The organism is Pseudomonas sp. WS 5051 (genome assembly GCF_012985715.1).
GTDB lineage: Bacteria > Pseudomonadota > Gammaproteobacteria > Pseudomonadales > Pseudomonadaceae > Aquipseudomonas > Aquipseudomonas bubulae.
Map to the genome: position 1 here is coordinate 156,771 of NZ_JAAQWV010000001.1, position 24,366 is coordinate 181,136.

The window sequence follows — 24,366 nt, forward strand, 5'->3', positions numbered from 1 at the left end:
GCATCGCGAGCAAGCCCGCTCCCACATTTAACAGCCAGCCAGCTTACTTCTTCTTCGAAGAAGTCTTGGCCTTGGCGCCGCGCTGACGCTGGGCTTCGAACAGGCAAACACCTGTCGCCACCGAAACGTTCAGGCTGCTGACGCTGCCGGCCATCGGCAGCTTGACCAGGTAATCACAGTGCTCACGGGTCAGGCGACGCATGCCCTTGCCTTCTGCACCCATGATCAGGATGGTCGGGCCGGTCAGGTCCTGGTCATAGATACTGACTTCAGCCTCACCGGCCGTACCGACAACCCACAAGCCGCGCTGCTGGAGCTTCTCCAGGGTACGCGCCAGGTTGGTCACGGCAACCAACGGAATAACTTCCGCTGCACCGCAGGCTACTTTTCGTACCGTCGGCGTCAGCGTTGCAGATTTGTCCTTGGGCACGATAACAGCCAGCGCACCGGCAGCATCCGCCGAACGCAGGCAAGCACCCAGGTTGTGGGGATCGGTCACGCCGTCCAGCACCAGCAGCAACGGGGCACCTTCAGTGCGATCGAGCAGCTCGTCGAGCATGGCTTCGCCCCAGACCTGGCTCGGACTCACGTCCGCCACCACACCCTGGTGCACGCCTTCGACCCAGACGTCCATTTCACGACGCTCGGCCTGGCCGACAGCCACACGGTTTTCGTTGGCCAGCTCGATCAGCGTTTGTACACGCGGATCACTGCGACCTTCTGCCAGCCATACCTGCTTGACGCGCTTGGGATGGTGACGCAGCAATGCTTCTACGGCATGCACGCCATAGATTTTTTCCAGACTCATGACTTGGCCTTAGGTTTGCGCGCCCCGCCGCTTTTGGCGGCTGGAGCGGTGCCCGATTTTGGCGGGCCTTTACGATGTTTGCTCGGCTTGGAAGGCTTGCCCGCATCTTTTGCAGGCGCCCCCCTACCCGACTTTCCCGGCTCCGATGTCCGACCGCCGCTTTTCGATTCGGCCAGCAGCGCCTGTTTCAGTTCACGGCTTTTGCGCAGCTCGGCGTTTTTTGCCGCAGCATCGCTTGGGCGATAAGCATCATCCGAGGATTTTTTAGCGGGCTTGGCCGGCGCACTGCGACGTGCAGCCGGGGCTGGCTCAACCGGCTTTTCAGTCGGCTTGGTACCGGCCTTGCCTGCATTCCTGGTTTTAGGCGCATCAGCAGTACGATTTTTACGACCAATCGGCGCACTGAGGGTTTTTTCCGCCATTTCGAAGTCAATCTTGCGCTCGTCGAGATCGACGCGCATGACCCGCACTTCAACGGTATCACCCAAGCGGAAGCTGCGACCGGTGCGCTCGCCCGCCAGGCGGTGATGCACAGGGTCGAAGTGGTAGTAGTCGCCCGGCAAGGCAGTTACGTGAACCAGACCTTCAACATAGATATCGGTCAGTTCCACGAACAGGCCAAAACCGGTCACTGCCGTTACCACGCCAGGGAACGACTCGCCTACGCGATCCTTCATGAACTCGCACTTGAGCCAGTTGGTCACATCGCGGGTGGCTTCGTCGGCACGGCGCTCGCTCATGGAGCACTGCTCGCCGAGCTGCTCCAGGATCGCTTCGTCGTACGGATAGATGCGCGCTTTCGGAATGGTCATCGCACCAGCACGGCGAACGTGCGGGGTATCCATCTTGGAATGGATCACGCTGCGGATCGCACGGTGGGTCAACAGGTCAGGGTAGCGACGAATCGGCGAGGTGAAGTGGGTATAGGCTTCATAATTCAGGCCGAAGTGGCCCTGGTTATCGGAGCTGTATACCGCCTGGCTCAACGAACGCAGCATTACGGTCTGGATCAGGTGGAAATCCGGACGGTCCTTGATGCTGGCCAGCAATGCCTGGTAATCCTTCGGCGACGGACCATCTTTACCTTTGTGCAGGCTCAGGCCCAGCTCACCGAGGAACGCACGCAGTTTTTCCAGACGCTCCGGCGGCGGACCATCGTGGACACGATACAGCGCAGGAATCTCGTGCTTCTTGAGGAACTCGGCGGTGGCCACGTTGGCCGCCAGCATGCACTCTTCAATCAGCTTGTGCGCATCGTTACGGGTGGTCGGGCGAATATCGGCAATTTTGCGATCGGAACCGAAGATGATCCGGGTTTCCTGGGTTTCAAAATCAATCGCGCCACGGGTATGACGAGCTGCCAGCAACACCTTGTACAACGAGTACAACTGCTTGAGGTGCGGCACCACATCAGCGTATTCGCTGCGCAATTGCTTGGCTTCGCTGGTTTTCGGCTGCTCCAGAATAGTGCTGACCTTGTTGTAGGTCAGACGTGCCTGGGAATGGATCACCGCTTCGTAGAACTGATAGTCGGTCATTTCGCCGGTTTTGGAGATGGTCATCTCGCAAACCATGGCCAAACGGTCGACTTTCGGGTTCAGCGAGCACAGGCCGTTGGACAGCTGCTCAGGCAGCATCGGGATCACGCGCTCAGGGAAGTACACCGAGTTGCCGCGAACCTGGGCTTCGGCATCCAGGGCCGAACCGATTTTCACGTAGCTGGAGACGTCGGCAATTGCCACGTACAACTTCCAGCCGCCGGAGAACAGGCGCAGCTTGCCAGGCTTGGCTTCGCAGAATACGGCGTCATCGAAGTCGCGAGCATCTTCGCCGTCAATGGTGACGAACGGCAGATGACGCAGGTCGATGCGCTTCTCTTTGTCTTTCTCTTCGACTTCCGGCTTCAGACGGCTTGCTTCCTTAAGCACAGCTTCCGGCCATACGTGAGGAATGTCGTAAGTACGCAGGGCAATATCGATTTCCATGCCCGGAGCCATGTAGTTGCCTACAACCTCCAGTACATCGCCTTGCGGCTGGAAACGCGGCGTAGGCCAGTGAGTAATCTTCACTTCGACGAACTGACCGATTTTTGCGCCAGCGTTGCGACCCGGGGTTACCAGCACTTCTTGCTGGATCTTCGGGTTGTCGGCCACTACGAAGCCAATACCACCTTCTTCAAAGTAGCGACCCACGATGGTTTCGTGAGCACGGGAAACCACTTCGACGATCACGCCTTCACGACGACCACGACGGTCCAGCCCCGAAACACGGGCCAGCGCACGGTCGCCATCGAACACCAGGCGCATTTGCGCAGGGCTCATGAACAGGTCGTCGCTGCCGTCGTCCGGAACCAGGAAGCCGAAGCCATCGCGGTGGCCACTGATACGGCCGAGAATCAGGTCGAGCTTGTCCACCGGCGCGTAAGTGCCACGGCGGGTGTAAATCAGTTGGGCATCGCGCTCCATCGCACGCAGGCGACGGCGCAAGGCCTCGATTTGGTCTTCTGTGGTCAGACCGAACTCTTCCACCAACTGTTCACGAGCAGCAGGCGAGCCACGCTCGGCCAGGTGCTGAAGGATCAGTTCGCGGCTAGGGATAGGGTTTTCGTATTTTTCCGCTTCACGTGCGGCCTCGGGATCGAGGGTCTGCCAATCGGCCATTAGATAGTTTTCACCTTGTCTATATGCGGGTTAGTTTGGCATACGCGTATTGAAACGGGAAATTTCAGGCACACACTGGGCCTTATTAGTCCTTTCTGACGCGCTTTGCTGCTGTCGACCAACCGTTCGCGAAATATTTTCACTATTTTTAAACACAACGCTTTACAGGTCAAAGGTTCGTCCGTAAGATGCGCGCCATCAACAACGGCAACAGCGTTGAAGATACTGCCCAGATGGTGAAATTGGTAGACACGCCAGCTTCAGGTGCTGGTGATCGCAAGGTCGTGGAAGTTCGAGTCTTCTTCTGGGCACCAATTCGAGATTGCAGAGTAGTACACTCTTCAGCCTCACACAAAAACCCGCGAAAGCGGGTTTTTGCATTCCGGGTCAGCTAAACCCCTGATTTAATAAAATTAAAACAGGGGTTTACAGATCGAAAAGCTCTACGTATTATGCGCCACATCAACAGCGGCAACGTTGCTGATACTGCCCAGATGGTGAAATTGGTAGACACGCCAGCTTCAGGTGCTGGTGACCGCAAGGTCGTGGAAGTTCGAGTCTTCTTCTGGGCACCAATTCAGGTTTACAGGTTCACCCTGTGCAACCACTCAAAAAGCCCGCGAAAGCGGGCTTTTTAGTTTCCGGGATTCCTTCCTGCCCTCTTCGATACCTTTTATCTGCGGCCTAAAGGTCGTATTTGATAATCTATCTCATCCGCATTAATATCCGGCCAACTTCAGATCCCTGGCTCATCCTCCTGGATATCCGTGCCCGACACCAATGACAGGCTCCAGCTTTACCTGACGCATCGTATCGCCCTGGTCGACTATGCCGCCCCCATCGTGGGCTGCCGGGCCAAGGCAGAAGATGTGGTTCAAGACGCCTGGCTGCGCTTCAGCCAGGGCGCGGACAACCTCGCCCCGCTGACACAACCGGTGGGCTATCTTTACCGTATCGTGCGCAACCTGGCCTTTGACCTCAATCGCCGGGCAACCCTGGAAAACCGCCACACCACCCATAGCGAATCATTGGACGAACACATTTCCAACGCGCCTTCGCCCGAGCAGCAAGCCTTGCATGTGGACGAATTGCGCAAATTGCAACATGCTTTGTCCCGCCTGCCGGAGCGCACGCGCCAGGCATTCGTATTGCATCGCCTGCAAGGCCTGACGTTTCAGCAAATCGGCACGCAACTTGGCATATCCGTGAGCCTGGCCCACCAATTGGTCCGCGACGCCCTGACCTACTGCGCGGAACAACTGAGTGATGACTGAAAAACCGCCCCCGAACCCGATCTGGGAAACCGCACTGGACTGGCTGCTGCTGATCCAGGAGAACCCTCAAGACTCCGAACTGACCGAACGCCTGAACCACTGGCGCGCCAGCGCCCCTGAGCACGACGCGGCTTATCGCAAGGCGCTTAAGGTCTGGAGCCTGAGCGGCGAGGCGCTCACCCTGCCGGCGACAACAGCACCGGCCCCGCCGATGGCACGCCCACCCCAGCGCCTGAGCCGGCGCAAACGCGCACTGGTCGGCGCCGCCGTGGCCGCCAGCGCCCTGCTGATGTGGGGCCCCGACTGGCAGGCGATGCAAGCCGACCACCGCAGCCCCACCGGCGAACACCGCACAGTGGCGCTCAGCGATGGCAGCCAGATGCTTCTCGACAGCAATACGCTTGCCGATGTGCAGTTCAACCCCGATCAGCGAGAAGTCACGCTATTGCGTGGCCAGGCCTTTTTCTCGGTGACCCACGATGCCAACCGCGCCTTCTACGTCAACGCCGGTGACGTGCGGGTTCGGGTGACCGGCACCGCGTTTGCGGTCAACCTGGACGACAACGGCGTCGACGTCAGCGTCGAGAGCGGCACGGTTGCGGTACAAACGCCGCAAGCATCGGTTTCGGCCACGCACCTGCTGGGCCATGGCGACCAACTGCACTTCACTGCAAACGGCCAGCGCACGCGCATCGTGCAATTGCCCCAGGAGCAAATCGCGCCCTGGCGTCGCTGGCAGCTGGTGGCGGTCGATCAATCGATCGATGACGTGATCACCCAGTTGCGCCGCTATCAGCCGGGCCTGATTCTGCTGACGGACAAGGCGCTGGGGCAACGACGCATCACCGCAGCCCTGAACCTGCGCGACCCCAAACGCGCACTGCAAACCGCCATTGCCCCATTGGGCGGACGCCTGCAGGACAGCGTGCCCTACACCCTGATCGTCTCGACCAAGCCCTGAGCCTCCCTGCGGGCGCGGGCTTGCGCTAACGAAACTATTTTCACTTATTTCTGGAAATCCTGAAGGCCCGGGAGTCTTTACCTACGAACGTCACTGATAAAGATTCGCATTAGTGACTATGGCGTTTCATTTCGTAGGTCACCTCATGCCTTCTTCGCGTTTGCGTTGTGTCAGTGTTGCTCGCTATCGATCGTTGTCCCTGGCCCTGTTGCTCGGCCTGCCCGCACTGGCCATCGCTGCCAGCCCGGCAGCCGACACGCCAATCAGCCGTCAACAACTGCACTTCCAGATCCCGGCCCAGCCTTTGGCCAGCGCCCTGATTGCGTTTTCCCAGCAGTCAGGCTGGCAGGTCAGCGCGGAAAGCACCGTGCTCAACGGCCTGACCAGCTCGCCAGTCGATGCCAGCACCAGCCCCGAAAAAGCCCTGGCCCACCTGTTGCGCGGCACGGGCATGCAATGGGAAGTGACCTCGTCTGACAGCGCCTCAATCCTGCCGCCCACCCAAAGCGATGTGCTGCAAATCAAAAGTACCCCCATCACGGCGATGGAGCCGCTGTTCCAGGGCGAACAGGTGATCGACCGGCAGATGATCGAGGACCTGCCCTCGGGCAACGGTGATATCACCAGCCTGCTGCGCACCAACCCCAACGTGCAGTTCGACAACAGCCAGTTGAGCAGCAAAAACCCGGGGGAAATCGCCCCCGCCGATATCAGCATCAACGGCGCACGGCCCTGGCAGAACCTGTTTATCGTTGACGGCATGAGCATGAACAACGACCTGGACCCGGGCAACAGCAACGACGACTTCGATGAGATACCGGGGCGCAGCCAGGGCCTGGCGCTGGACACCGACCTGCTGGAAAACATCAAGGTCTACGACAGTAACGTGCCGGTAGAATTTGGCGGCTTCAATGGCGGTGTAGTCGAAGCCAATACCCGCGACCCCCGCAAGGAACTGCACGGCAAGGTGTCGGTACAAATGACCCGCTCCGAGTGGACCCGCTATCACCTGAACAAAGACGACCCGGACCTGGAAAATTTCAAGGCCGGCTTTGGCAACAACTACCAGCCCGACTTCGAAAAAGTCATCACCCGCGCCACCCTCGAAGGCCACCTGACCGACAACTTCGGCTTGCTGGGCACCTTCTCGCGTAAAGAATCCACCATGCCGACCCGCCTGTTTTCCGTGGCCAACCAGACCGAAACGGCAATGGAGACCGAAGAACAATCGCGGCGCATCGACAACTACTTCCTCAAGGCCACCTGGCAGATCAACGAAGACTGGAAGCTCGATACCACCCTGACCCACGCGCCGGAAACCGCCCGCACCTACGGCCCCAACTCGCTGGTGTCCGGCCGCGATATGGATGCCGGTGGCGACAGTATCAGTACGCGCCTGGTGTGGAACGCGCCCCTGGCCCGGGTTGAGCAGAACCTGAGCTGGAGCGAGCTGAATACCTCACGCTATTCCGACCGCGACTACATGATCCTCTGGCGAACTTCGGCCAGCCGTGACTGGAGCACCTCGGCATTCGCCACCGAAGGCGGTTTTGGCGATATCGAAGAAACCCAAAAAACCCTGGCCTACAAACTCAAGGCCGACTGGAACAGCTTCAAATGGCTGGGTGTGGATCATTCGCTGCAAACTGGCCTGGAGCTGTCGCAGAACTCGGCCAGCTATGAGCGCGGCACACCCTACAGCAGCTATGCGGTGGACAAGGCCACGTCATGCACCGGCAATGACCCGCTGTGCTCAATGGCGCCCACGATCAATGGCTGGCCTGGCCAGTATGCGAACAAGATGACCGTTACCCAGGGCAAAATTGCCTTCGACACGCGTTCATGGGCGCTGTATCTGCAAGACGAAATGCACTACAAGCGCCTCACCGTCAGGCCCGGCATCCGGGTGGACGGCGACAACTATATGAATCAGATCACCTTCGCCCCGCGCCTGGCCACCGAGCTGGACGTGTTTGGCGATGGCAAGACCCGCCTCACTGCCGGCGCCAACCGTTACTACGGACGCAACCTTTACGCCTATCGCCTGCGCGACGGTATTGCCTCGATGAGCACCGAATACACCCGCAAGACGCAGACGTCTGACTGGGAGCTGAGCAAGCACATCGCCAATGACAGCAAATTCAACCAGCTCAAAGTGCCTTACGACGACGAACTGACCCTGGGCCTGAGCCACGTGCAGTGGAACACCGAGTTCGCCGTCAAGTACGTCAACCGTAAGGGGCGCGACCAGATCAGCCGCGCCTGGGGCGCGCAAATCGGCGAACCGTCCGAAGACACCTCGACCCTGGCTGCCAACTACTACACCTACTACAACGGCGGCAAAAGCGACGCCGACATCTACACCCTGAGCATCACCCCCCTGCAACCCTTCAATCTGGGCAGCACCCGCACCACTGCGCAGTTTGCGATGGACTGGAGCAAGATCAACAACACCGGGCTGTCCAGCTACAGCGCCAGCATCGGCGCTATCTACGTAGAAGACCCGACGATCCAGTACGACGGCAAGTTCATGAAGTATTCCGACATGCCCGCCAGCAACTACAACCGCCCCTGGACCGCGCGCCTGACCACCGTGACCGAAGTCGAGCCCCTGCACCTGACCTGGACCAACTTCCTGCGTTACCGCGACGGCTACCGGCGCATTGCCTCCACCAACAAAAAGGTCGAGCACGAAGGCAGCAGTGTCTATGTCTGGGAAGAAACCCCGTTCTCCGGGGCACTGACATGGGACACCCGTGTTGCCTGGGAGATGCCCACCGCCAAGGATCAGGCCGTTTTCGTCAATCTCGACGTCAGCAACCTGCTGGACAAGACCATCGTCAGCTCCACCGACACCAACGGCGTACTCAACTATGAAGTCGGCCGCCAGTTCATGCTGGAAGTGGGGTATAAATTTTGAAGACCCTATTCCTCGGCCTGACCCTCGGCACCCTGACCCTGAACGCAGTCGCCTGCGACGAACAGGCCGCCGACTACAAAACCTGCATCGCCCAACAATACCGCCAGCCCGTCGCCCAATGGCCTTCACCCCAGGTAGATGCCGATGTGCAATGGCAGGAAATGGCCGCCCTGCCCGCCCACGCCCCCGCACCGCCGGATAACCCGTTCAGCGAAGCCAAGGCCGAGTTGGGCAAAAAACTGTTCAACGACCCCAAGCTCTCGCGCTCCGGGCAAATCGCCTGCGCTTCGTGCCATGAAGCCGATATGGCCTTTGCCGATGGCCGCCGCGTCTCGTTCGGGCATGACCGCCAGAGCGGCCGACGCAATGCGCCCAGCCTGGTAATGAGCGGCTACAGCCCGGCGCTGTTCTGGGACGGGCGCGGTGGCACTCTGGAACAGCAAGCCATGCACCCCATCGTCGACCCGGTGGAAATGGCCTTTGATATCCCGCAACTGCTGCAACGGCTCAATACCGATAGCGCTTACCGGGAGGAGTTTGCACAAGTTTTCGGGCCAGGCCCGATCACCCCACAGCAAACCGCCCAGGCCCTGGCCACCTTTCAGCGCACGCTGGTCAGCTCCACGCGCAACACCGCCTTCGAGCAACTGCTGCGCGGGCGCCCGCAACGCATGAGCGATGAGCAGCTCTATGGCCTGCATCTGTTTCGCACCAAGGCACGCTGCATGAACTGCCACTTCGGCCCGGCGCTGAGCGACGAGCAGTTTCATAACGTCGGCCTGAGTTACTACGGGCGTAAATACGAAGACCTCGGGCGCTACGAAGTAACGCGCAAACCAGAAGACGTGGGGGCATTTCGTACGCCGTCATTGCGCCTGGTGATGAAAACCGCACCGTGGATGCACAACGGCCTGTTTGTGAACATGGAAGGCACGCTGGCGTTCTACAACATGGGCATGCCCCGCCCGCGCCCCAACGCGCAACAGGTCAACGACCCGTTGTTCCCACGCACCAGCGACCGGCTCAAGGCGCTGAACATGGACAAGGACGAACTGCGGGCCTTGCGCAGCTTTCTCGACACACTGTAGGCAGCGCCTGACTTTGTGGGAGCGGGCTTGCTCGCGATGCAGGCGACACGGTGTACCGGTAAAACGGCAGCATACCCATCGCGGGTAAGCCCGCTCCCACAAAAGCAGAACAGGCCGGCAGCATCACATTTCGTCGCACTGGTGCAATTGGACGCTGGGTCAAGCGCACTTGAGAAACGATATCGTTTATTATTGTTACAAGTTTTGTAGTACCCAAGCGAGGAAACCAGCGAATGATGCTCCGAAATACCCAGCTTGCGACATTTCTACTGCGCAGTTTGTCCATCGCAACACTTGGCCTGACCCTGCTTGCTCCCGCCGCCTACGCTGCCGATCCTGTGACGCTGACCCTGTACAACGGCCAGCACAAAGAGGTCGGCGACAACCTCGCTGCCGCCTTTGAAGCCAAGACCGGCATTCACGTCAATGTGCGCAAAGGCAGCAGCAACCAGCTGGCCAGCCAGATCATGGAAGAAGGCGATCGCTCGCCTGCGGACGTGTTCTACGCCGAAGAGTCGCCGCCTCTGAACAGCCTGGGCGAACAGGGCTTTCTGGCCAAGGCCGATGACAGCACCCTGCAAGCGCTGCCCAAAGAGTACGTGGCCGCCAATGGCACCTGGATCGGCGTGACTGCGCGTACCCGCGTTGTCGCCTTCAACCCGAAAAAGATCAGCGAAGACCAGTTGCCCAAGTCGGTTCTGGATTTCGCTGACCCGCAATGGCAAGGCAAGATCGGCTTTGTACCCACCAGCGGTGCCTTCCAGGAACAGGCCGTAGCAATCATCAAGCTGCACGGGCGCGATGCCGCCGAAGAATGGCTGACCGGTCTGCGTGCGTTCGGCAAGACCTACACCAACAACATGGTGGCACTCAAAGCCGTAGAAAACGGTGAAGTCGCCGCAGTACTGGTCAACAACTACTACTGGTTTGCCCTGCAACGCGAAAAAGGCCAGCTGGACTCCAAACTGCACTACTTCACCGATGGTGATGCGGGCGGTTTGATCACCGTGTCCAGCGCCGGCGTGATCAAGGCCAGCAAACACCCCAAGGAAGCCCAGCAACTGCTGGCTTACATGGCCAGTGAAGAAGGTCAGCGCGTTATCACCAACACCACCGCTGAATACCCGATGCGCAAAGGCATGGTCTCGGAACGTGGCCTCAAACCGTTTGAAGAGCTGCAACCGCCGAAAGTGACGCCTGCCGACCTGGGTAACGCTGAAGAAGCGCTGGACCTTGAACGTGATGTAGGCCTGCTCTGATGTTGTCAGCCGCTCAACCTGCACGCTTTACGCCCACTCGCAAAAAGCCTTCGATCTGGCTGTTGTTGCCCGTACTGCTACTGGTGGGCCTGAGCCTGTTGCCGCTGTTGTATGTCGGCACAAAGGCCTGGCAAGCCGGGTGGTCTGAAGCCCTGCACCTGTTGTGGCGGCCTTATGTCTTTGGCCTGATGCGCAACACCTTGCTGCTGATGATCGGCGTCACACTGACCTGCGCGCTGGTCGGCCTGAGCCTGGCCTGGCTGCTGGAGCGCAGCAACCTGGCGGGGCGGCGCCTGTGGGGCGTGATCCTGTGCCTGCCATTTGCCGTGCCGGCGTTTGTCAGCAGCTTTACCTGGGTATCGCTCAGCGCCAGTTTCGAGGGCCTGGGCGGTGCCATTCTGGTGATGAGCCTGTCCAAGTACCCGCTGATCTTTCTGCCGGTGGCGGCGACCCTGCGCAACCTCGACCCAGCCCTTGAAGAGTCGGCTCGAACCCTGGGGCAGAACCGCTGGGGGGTGTTTTTCAAGATCACCCTGCCACTGCTCTGGCCTTCGCTGCTGGCCGGCTCGTTGCTGATTGCCCTGCATATGCTGGTGGAATTCGGCGCGCTGTCGATCATCGGCCTGCAGACCTTTACCACAGCCATTTATCAGCAGTTCGAGCTGGAGTTCAGCAATGCCAATGCGGCGATGCTGTCTGCGGTGCTGCTGGTGATGTGCCTGAGCCTGTTATGGCTGGAACTTAAGGTTCGTGGCAAAGGCCGGCATATTCGTATCGGCCAGGGCGCTGCACGGCATGCGGAACAAGTGAACCTGGGCAAGTGGTCGCTACCGGGGCAACTGTATTGCCTGGCGCTGGCGGTGATTGGCAGCGGCATCCCGCTGGGCATGCTGGCGTACTGGCTGATCAAGGGCAGCTCGGCAGCATTCCCGCTGGCCGAGATTGGCGAGGCTCTGTTCTCGTCGCTGTCACTGGCCCTGGGCGGTGCGGCGCTGTGCCTGGTGCTGGCTGTGCCGGTCGGATTGCTGGTGGTGCGCTACAAAGGCCCGCTGGCCATCTGGGCGGAGCGTTTGCCATATCTGTTACATGCACTGCCCGGGCTGGTGATTGCCTTGGCGCTGGTCTACTTCGCCCTGCATTATGTGCCGGCGCTGTACCAGACTTCGGCATTGCTGCTGATTGCCTATGCGCTGCTGTTTTTGCCACTGGCGCAGGCACCCATCCGCACGGCGCTGAACAAGGCGGCTCCGCAACTGGAAGAAGCAGCACGGACCCTGGGCGCCACTTCGTTTACGGCATTTTGCCGGGTGACCCTGCCGATTATCTTCCCCGCGCTGGGGGCGGCCTTTGCCCTGGTGTTTCTGGATGCGATGAAGGAATTGACCGCCACCTTGCTACTGAGTCCGACCGGGCTGAACACCCTGGCAACACAAGTGTGGTCGCATACTTCGAATATCGAGTTTGCGGCAGCGGCGCCTTATGCGGCGTTGTTGATTCTGGTGTCGGGGCTGCCGGTGTACTTGCTCACCACCAGGATGTATTTGAGCCGCTGACAGCGGATCCAGCATACCCCGTGTGGGAGCGGGCTTGCCCGCGATGGCATCGACGGGGGCATGCAGATTCACCGCGCTGCCCGCATCGCGAGCAAGCCCGCTCCCACAGGGGCAGCCCCGCTTCTCTACGCCCGGAACTGCCCAAGACTCGCCTTGAGCTGCGCCGCCAACCCGTCCAGCACCTTGCCGCTGGCCGTGGTCTGGGTCACCGCCTCGGCCGCACGCTCGGCCTGGGCATGGATCACTTCCACCCGCCCACGCACCGCATACGCTCCTTGCGCCTGATGCTCGGCAGCTTTGGTCGCATCACCAATCGCGCTATGCACCTGCTCGACCGATACCTGCATGGTCTTTTGCAACTGCACGCTGCCGCGCAGCACCGCCAGGCCCTCATCGGCCTGACGCCCCGCCAAGCCAATGGCCGCCACGGCTTCCCTGGCTCCCTGCTGCAAGGCCACGATATGCGCCTGAATATCACCGGTAGAGCTTTGGGTTTTGCTGGCCAGAGCCCGCACTTCATCGGCTACCACAGCAAAACCACGCCCAGTCTCCCCCGCCCTCGCGGCTTCAATGGCCGCGTTCAAAGCCAGCAGATTGGTTTGCTCGGCGATGCCGTGAATCACCGTCAGCACCACTTCAATCTGCTCACTTTGCTGCGCCAGACGCTCGATCACCTTGGCTCCCTCGCCCACCTGTCCGGCCAGCGCCTCGATCAGCCCCCCGACCTTGGCCGAGGTGCGAGTGTTTTCATCAGTAGCCTGACGAATATCAACCACCTGCCGGAGCGCCGCCTGCATCGCCTGGCTTTCCGACTGGGCTGCATCTGCCATGGTCGACAGTGCATGCAGGCTCTGAGCTACTTCATCGCGCTGTAACTGCGCGGCAGCATCGGCCCCGGCATTGCGCAAGGTCATCACACCGATCTCCACCCCGGTGCGCTGCGCCACATCACCCGCCTCACGCACGATGGGCTGCAGCTTGTCGACAAAGCGGTTAACCGCCGCCGCCATATCGCCGATTTCATCCTTGCTGTTCAGGCCTACACGCTTGGTCAAATCACCTTCGCCTGCGGCCAGGTCATCCAGCGCGGCAATCAGCAGCAGCAACTTGTTGACCACCCGCCGCCCCAGCACCACCGCCAGTAACAGCAACACACCAAATCCGACAATCGCCAGCCCCATGCCAATACGCCAGCGCAAGGTGTCCGCCGCCTCGCGCACGGTCTGCGCGGTATTGGCCTGCATCTGCGCCGCCGCTGCCTGCGCCGACTCCAAACGCGCGCCCAGTGCTGCCGAACTGTCGCTGGCAGCACCTTGCAAGCTTTCGCCGACCAGTTGCCCGCTATTGGCTATCAACGTCGAAAAGCGCTGGTCGAGGGCCGCCAGGTCCTGCTCAACCGAGGCGGTGGAAACCCCCATCAGCACTTTGCCGATCTCGACGCCATTGGGGTTGATAGAGGCTTCGAGATAGTACACAGACGGATCATGGCGGGCCGCATCGAGCACTTTATCCAGCGCCCGCTCGCCATTGCCCTTGGCCAAAAGCGCCTGGTTGATCGGGTTATCACGATTGAGATAGCGGGTCAGATGCTGCCCCGTGGCATCGTCGTACACCACGAATAACACATTAGGATTACGTTGAGCGCGTCGGGCGAAATCGGACAGCGTGGGCACATCGCTATCCCATATGGCACGCGGCGCTACAGCTGCCAGCAGTTGCGCCATGTCGTTGGCCGAGTCCTGCAGGTTCTTCTCCAGCGATTGCCTGAGCTGCATTTGCTCGTCTTTCAAGCGTGGCTCCAGGCCCGCGGTCAAACGCTGCCGGGTGCTGGCAGACAACGCATCCAGGCTGCTTTTAACCTCACGCCCGGCCTGCTCCAGTTCCGCGGTGAGCTTTTGGCTGTCTGCCCCCAGACGCGCATCCAGATCAGACTCCAACGCCGTCACCGTGCTCCGTGTCAGTGCAACAGCCACCAAAACCTGCACCAAAAGAGCGATACCTAGGGTAACGAATACAGGCCGCAGCAGACGGCTTTGTAACAGTGAGAGAACGGCAGACACGGAAAACCCTCCACTTAGGTGCCATTATTTTGATAGCACGCTTATTGACGGTTTTCACAGCAAGGGTCGTGCCGCACAACAGGCAGAAACGACAAAAGGCCCCGAAGGGCCTTTTGTTTTACATCAACAGCGACTTAAGCGAACGGGTGACGCAGAACGATGGTCTCGTTGCGGTCCGGGCCAGTCGAAATGATGTCGATCGGAGCGCCGATCAGCTCTTCTACGCGCGTGATGTAAGCGCGAGCGTTGGCTGGCAGCTCTTCCAGGGTTTTGGCACCCACGGTCGATTCAGTCCAGCCCGGCACTTCTTCGTACACAGGCTGCAGGCCTACGTAGCTGTCAGCGTCGGTCGGTGCAACATCAACACCGTTTGCGTCTTTGTAACCAACGCAAATGTTGATGGTTTCCAGACCGTCGAGTACGTCCAGCTTGGTCAGGCAGATGCCCGAGATGCTGTTCACATCGATAGCGCGACGCAGGATAACGGCGTCGAACCAGCCGCAACGACGGGCACGGCCGGTGGTAGCACCGAACTCGTGACCTTGCTTGGCCAGGTGAGCGCCAACGTCGTCGAACAGCTCAGTCGGGAACGGGCCCGAACCTACGCGAGTGGTGTAAGCCTTGGTGATGCCCAGGATGTAGTCCAGGAACATCGGGCCAACGCCCGAACCGGTCGCAACGCCGCCAGCGGTGGTGTTGGAGCTGGTCACGTACGGGTAGGTACCGTGGTCGATGTCCAGCAACGAACCCTGGGCGCCTTCGAACATGATGTCCTTGCCAGCGCGACGCAGGTCGTGCAGCTCGGCTGTCACGTCCAGCATCAACGGCTTGAGCAGCTCGGCGTATTCCTTGCACTCGGCCAGGGTCTTGTCGAAGTCGATAGCCGGCTCTTTGTAGTAACCAACCAGCATGAAGTTGTGGTAATCCACCAGTTCACGCAGTTTGGCTTCAAAGCGCGGCATGTTCAGCAGGTCGCCAACACGCAGGCCACGACGGGCAACTTTGTCTTCGTAAGCCGGGCCGATACCGCGACCGGTCGTACCGATCTTCAGCTCGCCACGGGCTTTTTCACGGGCCTGGTCCAGCGCCACGTGGAACGACAGGATCAGCGGGCAGGACGGGCTGATACGCAGGCGCTCGCGCACCGGTACGCCTTTCTCTTCCAGCTTGATGATTTCACGCAGCAGGGCGTCGGGAGCAACCACGACACCGTTGCCGATCAGGCATTGCACGCCTTCGCGCAACACGCCCGACGGAATCAGGTGCAATACGGTTTTTTCGCCGTCGATTACCAGCGTGTGGCCAGCGTTGTGGCCACCTTGGTAACGCACTACAGCGGCAGCATGTTCGGTCAGCAGATCAACGATCTTGCCTTTGCCCTCATCACCCCATTGGGTGCCCAGGACTACGACATTCTTACCCATAACACTTGTCCTCATTCGCGCAAACTTGGTGCCGGCAGCCGCCGGCAGGAAAACTCAAGAAACCAGCGGCACTACTTGCCACAGGCCATTCTGCTGAATCAATTGGCGGTCGCAGTCTGCCTCCAGGGCACCAGCCTGCTGTTGCCCAGGCAACGCCTGAACCACACGCTGGCCTTCACTGCGAAGCTGGCAAACCTGCTGCCAGAGTGCCGCATCGGTGCTGTCTGGCATCCAGATACCACCAGACGGCAACTTGACTTCCGCACGCCCCAGGGTCACCAGGGTTTTCAAATCGGTCGAAAAGCCGGTTGCCGGCCGGGCACGCCCGAAAACAGCACCAATGTCGTCATAACGACCGCCTTGGGCGATGGAGTCCCCAACGCCCGGTACAAATACCGCAAACACTACACCTGTGTGGTAGTGATACCCACGCAACTCGCCCAGGTCAAAGTACAACGGCAACTGCGGGAAACGCACAGACAACCCTTCGGCAATCGCCACCAGGTCGTCCAGAGCTGCCAGCACTTGAGCCGGAGCCTTGGCCAGACGCTCGCGCGCAGCAGCCAGAACTTCGTGACCGCCACACAAACCAACCAAGGCCTGCAGCATGCCCGCCAAATCGGCCGGCAAGCCTTGGGTCAAGGCCGTTACTTCGTCGATCGCCTTGCGTTGCAGGGCGTCGAACAATTGTTGTTCCACTTCAACCGACAGGTTGGCCGCACGGGCCAGACCACGGTAAATACCAACATGCCCCAGGTCCATGTGCACATCCGGCACATCGGCCAGTTGCAGCATGGCCAGCATCAGGCTGATCACTTCAACATCGCTGCTCGGGCTTGCATCGCCATACAACTCGGCGCCCAGCTGGATCGGGCTGCGCGAGGATGACAGTGCACGCGGTTGAGCATGCAGCACGCTGCCGGCGTAGCACAGACGGCTCGGGCCTTCACGACGCAGGGTATGCGCATCGATACGCGCCACTTGCGGCGTGATGTCGGCACGAAAACCCATCTGGCGACCCGTTTGCGGGTCAATCACCTTGAAGGTACGCAAGTCGAGGTCCTGGCCAGCCCCTGTCAGCAGGGACTCCAGGTATTCGATATGCGGGGTCACGACGAACTCATAGCCCCAGCTCTGGAACAGATCCAACACCTGACGGCGCGCCACTTCAATGCGGGCAGCTTCAGGTGGAAGTACTTCTTCGATGCCATCTGGCAAAAGCCAGCGGTCTACCGTTGCCATTACGCCATTCCCCTGTGATCCGGGCGGCCAGCCAGCAGGCGAGCCTTGAGTAAAGCAGAACGTGGCTGCGTCTTGAACGCGCACAGCAAAAAAGCCTGAACGACAGGCTCGCACATTCCTCGAAAATTCTGCCGATGCTGTAACAGCCATTCGGACAATCAAACATGCAGACGCAAAAAAGCCGGGAATTTCCCGGCTGCCGCATCATACACCCGTTTTCTAAAAGGATCACCCTGCGAGGCCATTTGACCGCCAAGCGGAGTGAATCAGGGCCTGTGATGAACATGCCAACCCTTCTGAAAACAGTGTGGGAGCGGGCTTGCTCGCGATGGCATCAACTCGATTTAGCAGACAGACCGAGTTGCTTGCATCGCGAGCAAGCCTGCTCCCACAGGCTTGAAGCGCTTTTACTGCTGCGAAGGCTTGGATTTTTCCAGGTAGCGGAAGAAATCGCTGCTTGGGTCCAGAACCAGCACATCGTTCTTGCTCGCGAAGCTTTCGCGGTAAGCGCGCAGGCTGCGATAGAACTTGTAGAACTCCTGATCCTGGCCATAAGCCTTGGAGTAGATCGAAGCTGCCTGGGCATCGCCATCACCGCGTGCTTCTTCGGACTGACGATAAGCTTCAGCCAGCAGAACACGACGTTGACGGTCGGCGTCAGCACGAATGCCTTCTGCCAGTTCGTTACCCTTGGCCCGATGCTCGCGTGCTTCACGCTCACGTTCGGTGCTCATACGTTCGAAAACGCTGCGGTTTACTTCTTTTGGCAGGTCGATGGCCTTGACGCGAACGTCGACCACTTCAATGCCCAGCTCTTTTTCAGCCATTTTGTTCAACGATGCAGTGATGTCAGCCATCAACGCATCACGCTCACCCGACACTACTTCGTGCAGGGTGCGCTTGCCGAACTGGTCACGCAGACCGGATTCCAGACGACGCGACAGACGTTCGTCAGCAATCTGTTTCATGCCCGAAGTTGCGGTGTAGAAGCGCTCGGCATCTTTCACACGCCACTTGGCGAAGGCATCAACCATGACCGCTTTCTTTTCCAGCGTCAGGAAACGCTGAGTCGGCGCGTCCAGCGTCATCAGGCGGGCGTCGAACTTGCGCACCTGGTTGACGTAAGGAATCTTCACATGCAGGCCCGGCTGAACGTCAGCCTGGACCACACGGCCAAAGCGCAGCAGTACAGCACGCTCGGTTTGCGAGACGATGTAGAAGCTGTTCCAGGCAACGATCCCCACGACAACAGCAACAATAAGGGCAACCAGCGATTTATTGCTCATCAGCGGCTCTCCCTGGTGCGCGGTTGTGGCGGCAGATCCGTACTGACGTGCGAGCCGGAATCAGTATTGCTCGCTGCGGCTGCCGAACCCGTTGCCGGGGTGCTGCCATTACGGCCTTCGATCATTTTGTCCAACGGCAAGTAAAGCAGGTTGCTCTGGCCGTTTTTGTTACCGGTCACGAGTACCTTGCTGGTGTTGCTGAAGACTTCCTGCATGGTGTCCAGATACAGACGGTCGCGGGTCACTTCAGGATTTTTGCGGTACTCGGCAACCAGTTTGGTAAAGCGGTCAGCCTCACCCTTGGCGCGGGAAACCACTTCATCACGGTAGCCGTTGGCATCTTCGATGATGCGCTGGGCCTGACCACGTGCTTCCGGTACAACGCCGTTGGCATAGCTTTCGGCCTGGTTGCGGGCACGCTGCTCGTCTTCTCGGGCACGGATCACGTCATCGAAGGCTTCCTGTACTTCACGCGGTGCGGCTGCGTTCTGTACGTTGACCTGGGTCACGGTGATACCGGTCTTGTAGGTATCTAGGAAACGCTGCAGGCGTTCCTTGATTTCCACGGCCATTTGCTCACGGCCTTCGGTCAGCACCTGATCCATCGACGTGGAACCCACGACGTGACGCAAGGCGCTGTCGGTAGCCTGCTGCAAGCTGACTTCCGGTTGATCAACATTCAGCACGAAGTCGCGCAGGTTGCTGATCTTGTACTGCACGGTCAGCGGCACTTCGACGATGTTTTCGTCTTCAGTCAGCATTTGACCCTGCTTGGTGTACGCACGCTCACGCGTCACGTTCTCCATGTACTTTTTGTCGAACGGCGGGAAGTAGATATTCAGGCCCGGCCCAACGGTGTCGTAGTACTTGCCCAGGCGCAGCACCACGGCTTGCTCCTGCTCATCGACTACATACACGGCGCTGTAAAGCCAGGCAGCCGCCAGCACGACGAGGCCGATGCCGAGCAGACCGTAGCCGGCGCCCTTGCCATTCGAACCACCCTCACTGCCGCTGCCGCCAGTACGTTTTTTCCCACCACCGAACAACCCATTCAGGCTTTCCTGCAGCTTTCGGAAGGCCTCGTCGAGATCTGGTGGCCCCTTGCGGTCGCCATTTTTAGGGCGTTTGCCACCCCAAGGATCTTGATTGTTCGAGTTGCCACCCGGCTCATTCCAAGCCATAGCGCTCTCCATCTGATAAAGCAAAGACGCGCCCACGGCGCGCCGACCAATGCTACAGAATGCCTATCACAGCGGCACGACCGCTTTGCGAGGCTTTTATTGCAAAGTGTGTTCTTCGATGAATTCCAGCGGCTGCATCCCTTCGCGGCTGACCAAGCGATTGAGCTCGGATCGCGGCAGGCGTACGTCCAACAGACTGGAGCCCTCATCGTCATGCTGTTCTTTTTGCACAACCCCCAGTTCGAAGAACTGTGCACGCAGTCGAGCAAAACGTTGCGGCAAGCGCAAGGTGCCCACGAACAAATCATTGCCCAGCAACTCGGCGATGGCCTGCTCAAGCAACTCCAGCCCTTGACCATCACGGGCCGACAACCAGACCCGCTGCGGCTTGCCATCGGCATCACGCTGGATCTGCGGCTCGACACCTTCAAGCAAATCGATTTTGTTGTAGACCTCGAGAATCGGCAAGTCCTGCGCACCGATTTCGCCCAGTACCACCATCACCTGCTCGATCTGCGCCATGCGCTCAGGCTCGTGCGCATCGATCACATGCAGCAGCAGATCGGAATTGCTCGACTCTTCGAGCGTAGACCGGAATGCTTCAACTAGCTTGTGCGGAAGATGACGAATAAAGCCCACGGTGTCGGCCAGCACGATCGGCCCCAGGTCGCCCAGATCAAGGCGGCGCAGGGTCGGGTCTAGCGTGGCGAACAACTGGTCGGCGGCAAAGACGTCAGAGCCGGTGACCTTGTTGAACAGCGTGGATTTACCGGCGTTGGTATAGCCCACCAGCGACACTGTAGGAATATCGGCGCGTTGACGCCCTCTACGGGACTGCTCGCGTTGACTGCGGACTTTTTTCAGACGGGCTTTGATCTGGCTGATGCGCACACGCAACAGTCGGCGGTCGGTTTCGAGCTGGGTTTCACCCGGCCCGCGCATGCCAATGCCGCCACCTTGACGCTCAAGGTGAGTCCAGCCGCGTACAAGACGCGTGCTCATGTGGTCAAGCTGAGCCAGTTCGACTTGCAGCTTACCCTCATGGGTACGGGCGCGTTGAGCGAAGATATCGAGAATCAGCCCGGTACGGTCAAGCACGCGACACTCGAAAACACGTTCGAGGTTACGTTCCTGACTGGGCGTGAGTACGTGATTGAAAATCACGATGTCGACCTTCTCGGCCTTGACCAGATCGCGCAACTCCTCGACCTTGCCACTGCCAATCAGGTATTTGGCCGATGGCCGATGACGCGGCACGTTAAAAAACGCGACGGTATCGGCGCCAGCCGACACAGCTAACTCCTGGAACTCCTGCGGATCTTCGCGCGCCTCAGGGTCCTGTCCTTCCAAGTGAACGAGGATCGCTCGCTCACCACCACCGTGGCGCTCAAAGAACAAAGGATGCTCCTATTTAGGCATTACCTGGTTCAGCGTCTGCCAGATCCGATTCGGTTGCGCTAGGCAGACGAATTGGACGTACTGGTACGACTGTCGAAATTGCGTGCTTGTAAACCATTTGGCTGACGGTGTTTTTCAGCAGGATCACGAACTGGTCGAAAGACTCGATGGTCCCCTGCAGCTTGATCCCGTTGACCAGATAGATGGAAACGCCAACCTTCTCTTTACGCAAAGTATTCAAGTAAGGGTCTTGTAGCGAATGCCCTTTTGACATATGCCGCACTCCTGTAAGGATAAAAAATAGAAACAAAAATTAGATGACCGCTGTCGCCACATCCATAGGATAGACGGCATTTGCCAAGACTCAGCTCAATATGGAGACCGATTCCAGGTATTTCAAGGCTCGTGGCAGATTGTCGCAGTCCAGACTGTCAAGCCAATGCAAATCATTCCAGCTGCGCAACCAGGTGAACTGGCGCTTGGCCAACTGGCGCGTGGCTATGATGCCGCGCTCCTGCATCTCGGCCGCTGTCAGCTTGCCGTCGAGGTAGTCCCAGACTTGGCGGTAACCCACTGCACGTATAGACGGCAACCCGGCATGCAGGTCACTTCTGTTGCGCAGGTTTATGACCTCGTCAATGAACCCCTGTTCCAGCATCTGCCCGAATCTTAGTGCAATTCGCTCATGCAGCACCTGACGGTTCGCCGGAGCGATGGCCAGATTCGCGACAGTATAGGGCAATTGGCTGTGCCCAGAAGCCGCTGCTTTAGTCGTTTGTTCAGATTGTTTTTGCCGATGGGCCGTCACGCTCATGCCGCTGACCCGATAAACCTCAAGCGCCCGGGTCAGACGCTGCGGATCATTGGGGTGAATTCGCGCGGCAGACTCCGGATCTATGGCTGCCAACTGATCGTGCAGGGCCTGCCAGCCAAGGCGCTGCGCCTCTTCTTCAAGCTGCGCGCGCACCTCGGGGTCCGCCGGAGGCATGTCGGCCAGGCCGTCAATCAGTGCCTTGTAATAGAGCATGGTGCCGCCCACCAGCAGCGGGATATTGCCTCGCGCCGTGATCTCGGCCATGGCCTTGAGCGCATCGCGACGAAAATCGGCCGCCGAATAGCTGTCGGCCGGGTCGAGAATGTCGATCAACTGATGCGGGTGAGCCGCCAGAATTTCTTTCGACGGCTTGGCAGTGCCGATGTCCATGCCGCGATAGACCAGCGCCGAGTCGACACTGATCAGCTCGCACGGCAGCACCTTGCTCAGCTCGATGGCCAGGTCGGTCTTGCCGGCGGCCGTCGGCCCCATCAGGAAAATAGCCGGGGGTAAAGCGTTGGAACCTGTCATCAGCGACCGCGCAAAAAGAGTTTGTCCAAGTCGTCCAGGCCCATTTGGGTCCAGGTGGGACGACCATGATTGCACTGACCGCTGCGCTCGGTGTTTTCCATGTCACGCAACAGACCGTTCATTTCCGGGATCGCCAAACGGCGATTGGCGCGGATCGCACCGTGGCAGGCCATGGTGCCGAGCAGCTCGTTGAGGTGCGCCTGGATCCGGTCACTGGTGCCGTATTCCATCAGGTCGGCCAGTACGTCGTGAACCAGTCGCTGGGCCTCGGCCTGCTTGAGCAGGGCCGGGATCTGGCGGATGGCCAGGGTTTCCGGGCCAAGGCGTTGCAACTCGAAGCCCAGGCGCTGGAACCACTCGGCGTGTTCTTCGGCGCAATCGGCTTCCCGCTGGCTGACCGCAATCGATTCCGGCACCAGCAGCGGCTGACCACTCAGGCCTTCACTGGCCATGGCGATTTTCAGACGCTCATACATGATCCGCTCATGGGCCGCGTGCATATCCACCAGCACCAACCCCTGGGCGTTTTCCGCGAGGATATAAATGCCCTTGAGCTGGGCCAGAGCAAAGCCGAGCGGCGGAATATCACCTTGCCCGTCCGGCAGAGGCGCGGCATTGGCCTCAGGCAATGGTGCGAAAAACTCGCGATAGGCATTGCGCGCTTCTTCGACGGGCACCGGGGGCGCGGAGGACTGCGGACGGTATTGGTACTGATAGCCCGCACCAGCGCCCGAACCTGCCACATGCGGTGACGGGGCCGACTGCGGCTGCTCCAGCACATTAGCCGCCAGACGCATTTCACCCTGCGGGCCGAATTCGCCAGCATCCAGCCCCGTCGGGCGCTCGGCCCCGGGCACCGGCGCTGGTGCGGCCAGTTGGTCTTCGGGACGAACGTCACCCAGAGCACGGTGCAAAGTGCCATAGAGGAAATCATGCACCATGCGCCCGTCACGGAAGCGTACTTCGTGCTTGGTCGGGTGTACGTTGACGTCGACCACCGAGGGGTCGACCTCAAAGAACAGCACAAAGGTCGGGTGGCGACCATTGAACAGCACATCGCGATACGCCTGGCGCACCGCATGGGCCACCAGTTTGTCGCGTACTGCGCGGCCATTGACATAGAAGTACTGCAAGTCCGCCTGACTGCGGGAAAAAGTCGGCAAACCGACCCAGCCCCACAGGTGCAAACCATTGCGTTCAACCTCGATGGGCATTGCCTGTTCCAGGAACGCGGAGCCGCACACGGCCGCCACACGCCGGGCGCGGGCAGTATCGTCGCGGGCTTCGTGCAGGTTGAGGATGGACTTGCCGTTGTGGCGCAAATTGAACGCCACATCAAAACGTGCCAGCGCCAGGCGCTTGATCACTTCCTGCAGGTGATCGAATTCGGTCTTTTCGGTTTTGAGAAATTTGCGCCGTGCCGGGGTGTTGAAAAACAGGTCGCGCACTTCAACCGAGGTACCCACCGGATGTGCAGCCGGCTGAACCCGGGGCGCCATGTCGCGGCCTTCGGTCTCGACCTGCCAGGCCTGATCGGCACCACGGGTGCGCGAGGTCAGGGTCAGGCGCGCCACGGAACTGATGGAAGCCAGCGCCTCACCGCGAAAGCCCAGGCTCATCACCCGCTCAAGGTCTTCCAGATCACGAATCTTGCTGGTGGCGTGACGGGCCAGCGCCAACGGCAAGTCGTCGCTGGAAATTCCGCTGCCATCGTCACGTACCCGCAGCAGCTTGATCCCGGCCTGCTCCACGTCCACATCAATGCGCTTGGCACCCGAATCGAGGCTGTTTTCCAGCAGTTCCTTGATCACCGAAGCCGGGCGTTCAACTACTTCGCCCGCAGCGATCTGGTTGGCCAGGCGCGGGCTGAGCAATTCAATCCGCGCGCTGCTGCTCAATGTTTCATC

General features: G+C 59.6%; 17 protein-coding genes and 2 tRNA genes. 8 read left to right on the forward strand and 11 right to left on the reverse strand.

From position 1 onward, the window contains the following. Window positions 1-43: 43 nt before the first annotated feature. On the reverse strand, window positions 44-808 hold the full coding sequence (rlmB, locus tag HBN79_RS00685; protein WP_095000964.1) for a 23S rRNA (guanosine(2251)-2'-O)-methyltransferase RlmB: 765 nt from the start codon (window positions 806-808) through the stop codon (window positions 44-46). Beyond that, window positions 805-3,468: a ribonuclease R gene (rnr, locus tag HBN79_RS00690; protein WP_095000963.1), complete on the reverse strand. Its 2,664-nt coding sequence runs from the start codon at window positions 3,466-3,468 to the stop codon at window positions 805-807. Before rnr ends, rlmB begins: the two co-directional genes overlap by 4 nt. Before the next feature lie 227 nt (window positions 3,469-3,695). Here rnr and HBN79_RS00695 point away from each other — a divergent pair. The 8 genes from HBN79_RS00695 to HBN79_RS00730 all read left to right on the forward strand — a co-directional run bounded on the left by HBN79_RS00695 (window position 3,696) and on the right by HBN79_RS00730 (window position 12,523). Next, window positions 3,696-3,782, forward strand: a tRNA-Leu gene (locus tag HBN79_RS00695). Window positions 3,783-3,956: 174 nt separating this feature from the next. Further along, window positions 3,957-4,043 (forward strand) — tRNA-Leu (locus tag HBN79_RS00700). A 192-nt stretch (window positions 4,044-4,235) separates the two neighbouring features. After that, window positions 4,236-4,742: a sigma-70 family RNA polymerase sigma factor gene (locus tag HBN79_RS00705; RefSeq protein ID WP_095017676.1), complete on the forward strand. Its 507-nt coding sequence runs from the start codon at window positions 4,236-4,238 to the stop codon at window positions 4,740-4,742. Next, window positions 4,735-5,703 carry a FecR domain-containing protein gene (locus HBN79_RS00710; protein ID WP_095017677.1) on the forward strand — a complete coding sequence of 323 codons (969 nt, stop codon included), beginning with the start codon at window positions 4,735-4,737 and terminating at the stop codon, window positions 5,701-5,703. Before HBN79_RS00705 ends, HBN79_RS00710 begins: the two co-directional genes overlap by 8 nt. 145 nt (window positions 5,704-5,848) lie before the next feature. After that, window positions 5,849-8,623, forward strand: a complete 2,775-nt coding sequence (locus tag HBN79_RS00715) for a TonB-dependent receptor (RefSeq protein ID WP_262372151.1) — start codon at window positions 5,849-5,851, stop codon at window positions 8,621-8,623. Further along, entirely contained in the window at window positions 8,620-9,711 is a 1,092-nt protein-coding gene (locus HBN79_RS00720) for a cytochrome c peroxidase (RefSeq protein WP_262372152.1), read from the forward strand. Before HBN79_RS00715 ends, HBN79_RS00720 begins: the two co-directional genes overlap by 4 nt. Window positions 9,712-9,944: 233 nt before the next feature. Further along, the gene (locus HBN79_RS00725; RefSeq protein WP_095000959.1) at window positions 9,945-10,970 is read left to right on the forward strand and encodes an iron ABC transporter substrate-binding protein; all 1,026 of its coding nucleotides are present in this window, start codon (window positions 9,945-9,947) and stop codon (window positions 10,968-10,970) included. Next, the gene (locus HBN79_RS00730) at window positions 10,970-12,523 is read left to right on the forward strand and encodes an iron ABC transporter permease (protein WP_095017680.1); all 1,554 of its coding nucleotides are present in this window, start codon (window positions 10,970-10,972) and stop codon (window positions 12,521-12,523) included. Before HBN79_RS00725 ends, HBN79_RS00730 begins: the two co-directional genes overlap by 1 nt. Window positions 12,524-12,648: 125 nt before the next feature. Here HBN79_RS00730 and HBN79_RS00735 read toward each other — a convergent pair whose 3' ends face one another. The 9 genes from HBN79_RS00735 to mutL all read right to left on the reverse strand — a co-directional run bounded on the left by HBN79_RS00735 (window position 12,649) and on the right by mutL (window position 24,357). Then, entirely contained in the window at window positions 12,649-14,583 is a 1,935-nt protein-coding gene (locus HBN79_RS00735) for a methyl-accepting chemotaxis protein (protein WP_095000957.1), read from the reverse strand. Between the two features lie 134 nt (window positions 14,584-14,717). Beyond that, window positions 14,718-16,007: an adenylosuccinate synthase gene (locus tag HBN79_RS00740; protein WP_016783309.1), complete on the reverse strand. Its 1,290-nt coding sequence runs from the start codon at window positions 16,005-16,007 to the stop codon at window positions 14,718-14,720. A gap of 54 nt (window positions 16,008-16,061) precedes the next feature. Continuing rightward, window positions 16,062-17,249 carry an ATP phosphoribosyltransferase regulatory subunit gene (locus HBN79_RS00745; RefSeq protein WP_095000956.1) on the reverse strand — a complete coding sequence of 396 codons (1,188 nt, stop codon included), beginning with the start codon at window positions 17,247-17,249 and terminating at the stop codon, window positions 16,062-16,064. Window positions 17,250-17,656: 407 nt separating this feature from the next. After that, on the reverse strand, window positions 17,657-18,535 hold the full coding sequence (hflC, locus tag HBN79_RS00750) for a protease modulator HflC (protein WP_095000955.1): 879 nt from the start codon (window positions 18,533-18,535) through the stop codon (window positions 17,657-17,659). Continuing rightward, on the reverse strand, window positions 18,535-19,716 hold the full coding sequence (gene hflK / locus HBN79_RS00755) for an FtsH protease activity modulator HflK (protein WP_095000954.1): 1,182 nt from the start codon (window positions 19,714-19,716) through the stop codon (window positions 18,535-18,537). The genes hflC and hflK overlap by 1 nt, the downstream gene beginning before the upstream one ends. A gap of 96 nt (window positions 19,717-19,812) precedes the next feature. Then, window positions 19,813-21,114: a ribosome rescue GTPase HflX gene (hflX, locus tag HBN79_RS00760; protein WP_095000953.1), complete on the reverse strand. Its 1,302-nt coding sequence runs from the start codon at window positions 21,112-21,114 to the stop codon at window positions 19,813-19,815. A gap of 13 nt (window positions 21,115-21,127) precedes the next feature. Further along, complete coding sequence (hfq, locus tag HBN79_RS00765) at window positions 21,128-21,388, reverse strand: RNA chaperone Hfq (protein WP_016783304.1); 261 nt, start codon at window positions 21,386-21,388, stop codon at window positions 21,128-21,130. Between the two features lie 90 nt (window positions 21,389-21,478). Further along, the gene (miaA, locus tag HBN79_RS00770) at window positions 21,479-22,459 is read right to left on the reverse strand and encodes a tRNA (adenosine(37)-N6)-dimethylallyltransferase MiaA (protein ID WP_095024348.1); all 981 of its coding nucleotides are present in this window, start codon (window positions 22,457-22,459) and stop codon (window positions 21,479-21,481) included. Next, a complete protein-coding gene (gene mutL / locus HBN79_RS00775) occupies window positions 22,459-24,357 on the reverse strand; it encodes a DNA mismatch repair endonuclease MutL (protein WP_165446536.1) in 1,899 nt (632 codons plus the stop codon). Before mutL ends, miaA begins: the two co-directional genes overlap by 1 nt. Window positions 24,358-24,366: the final 9 nt, after the last annotated feature.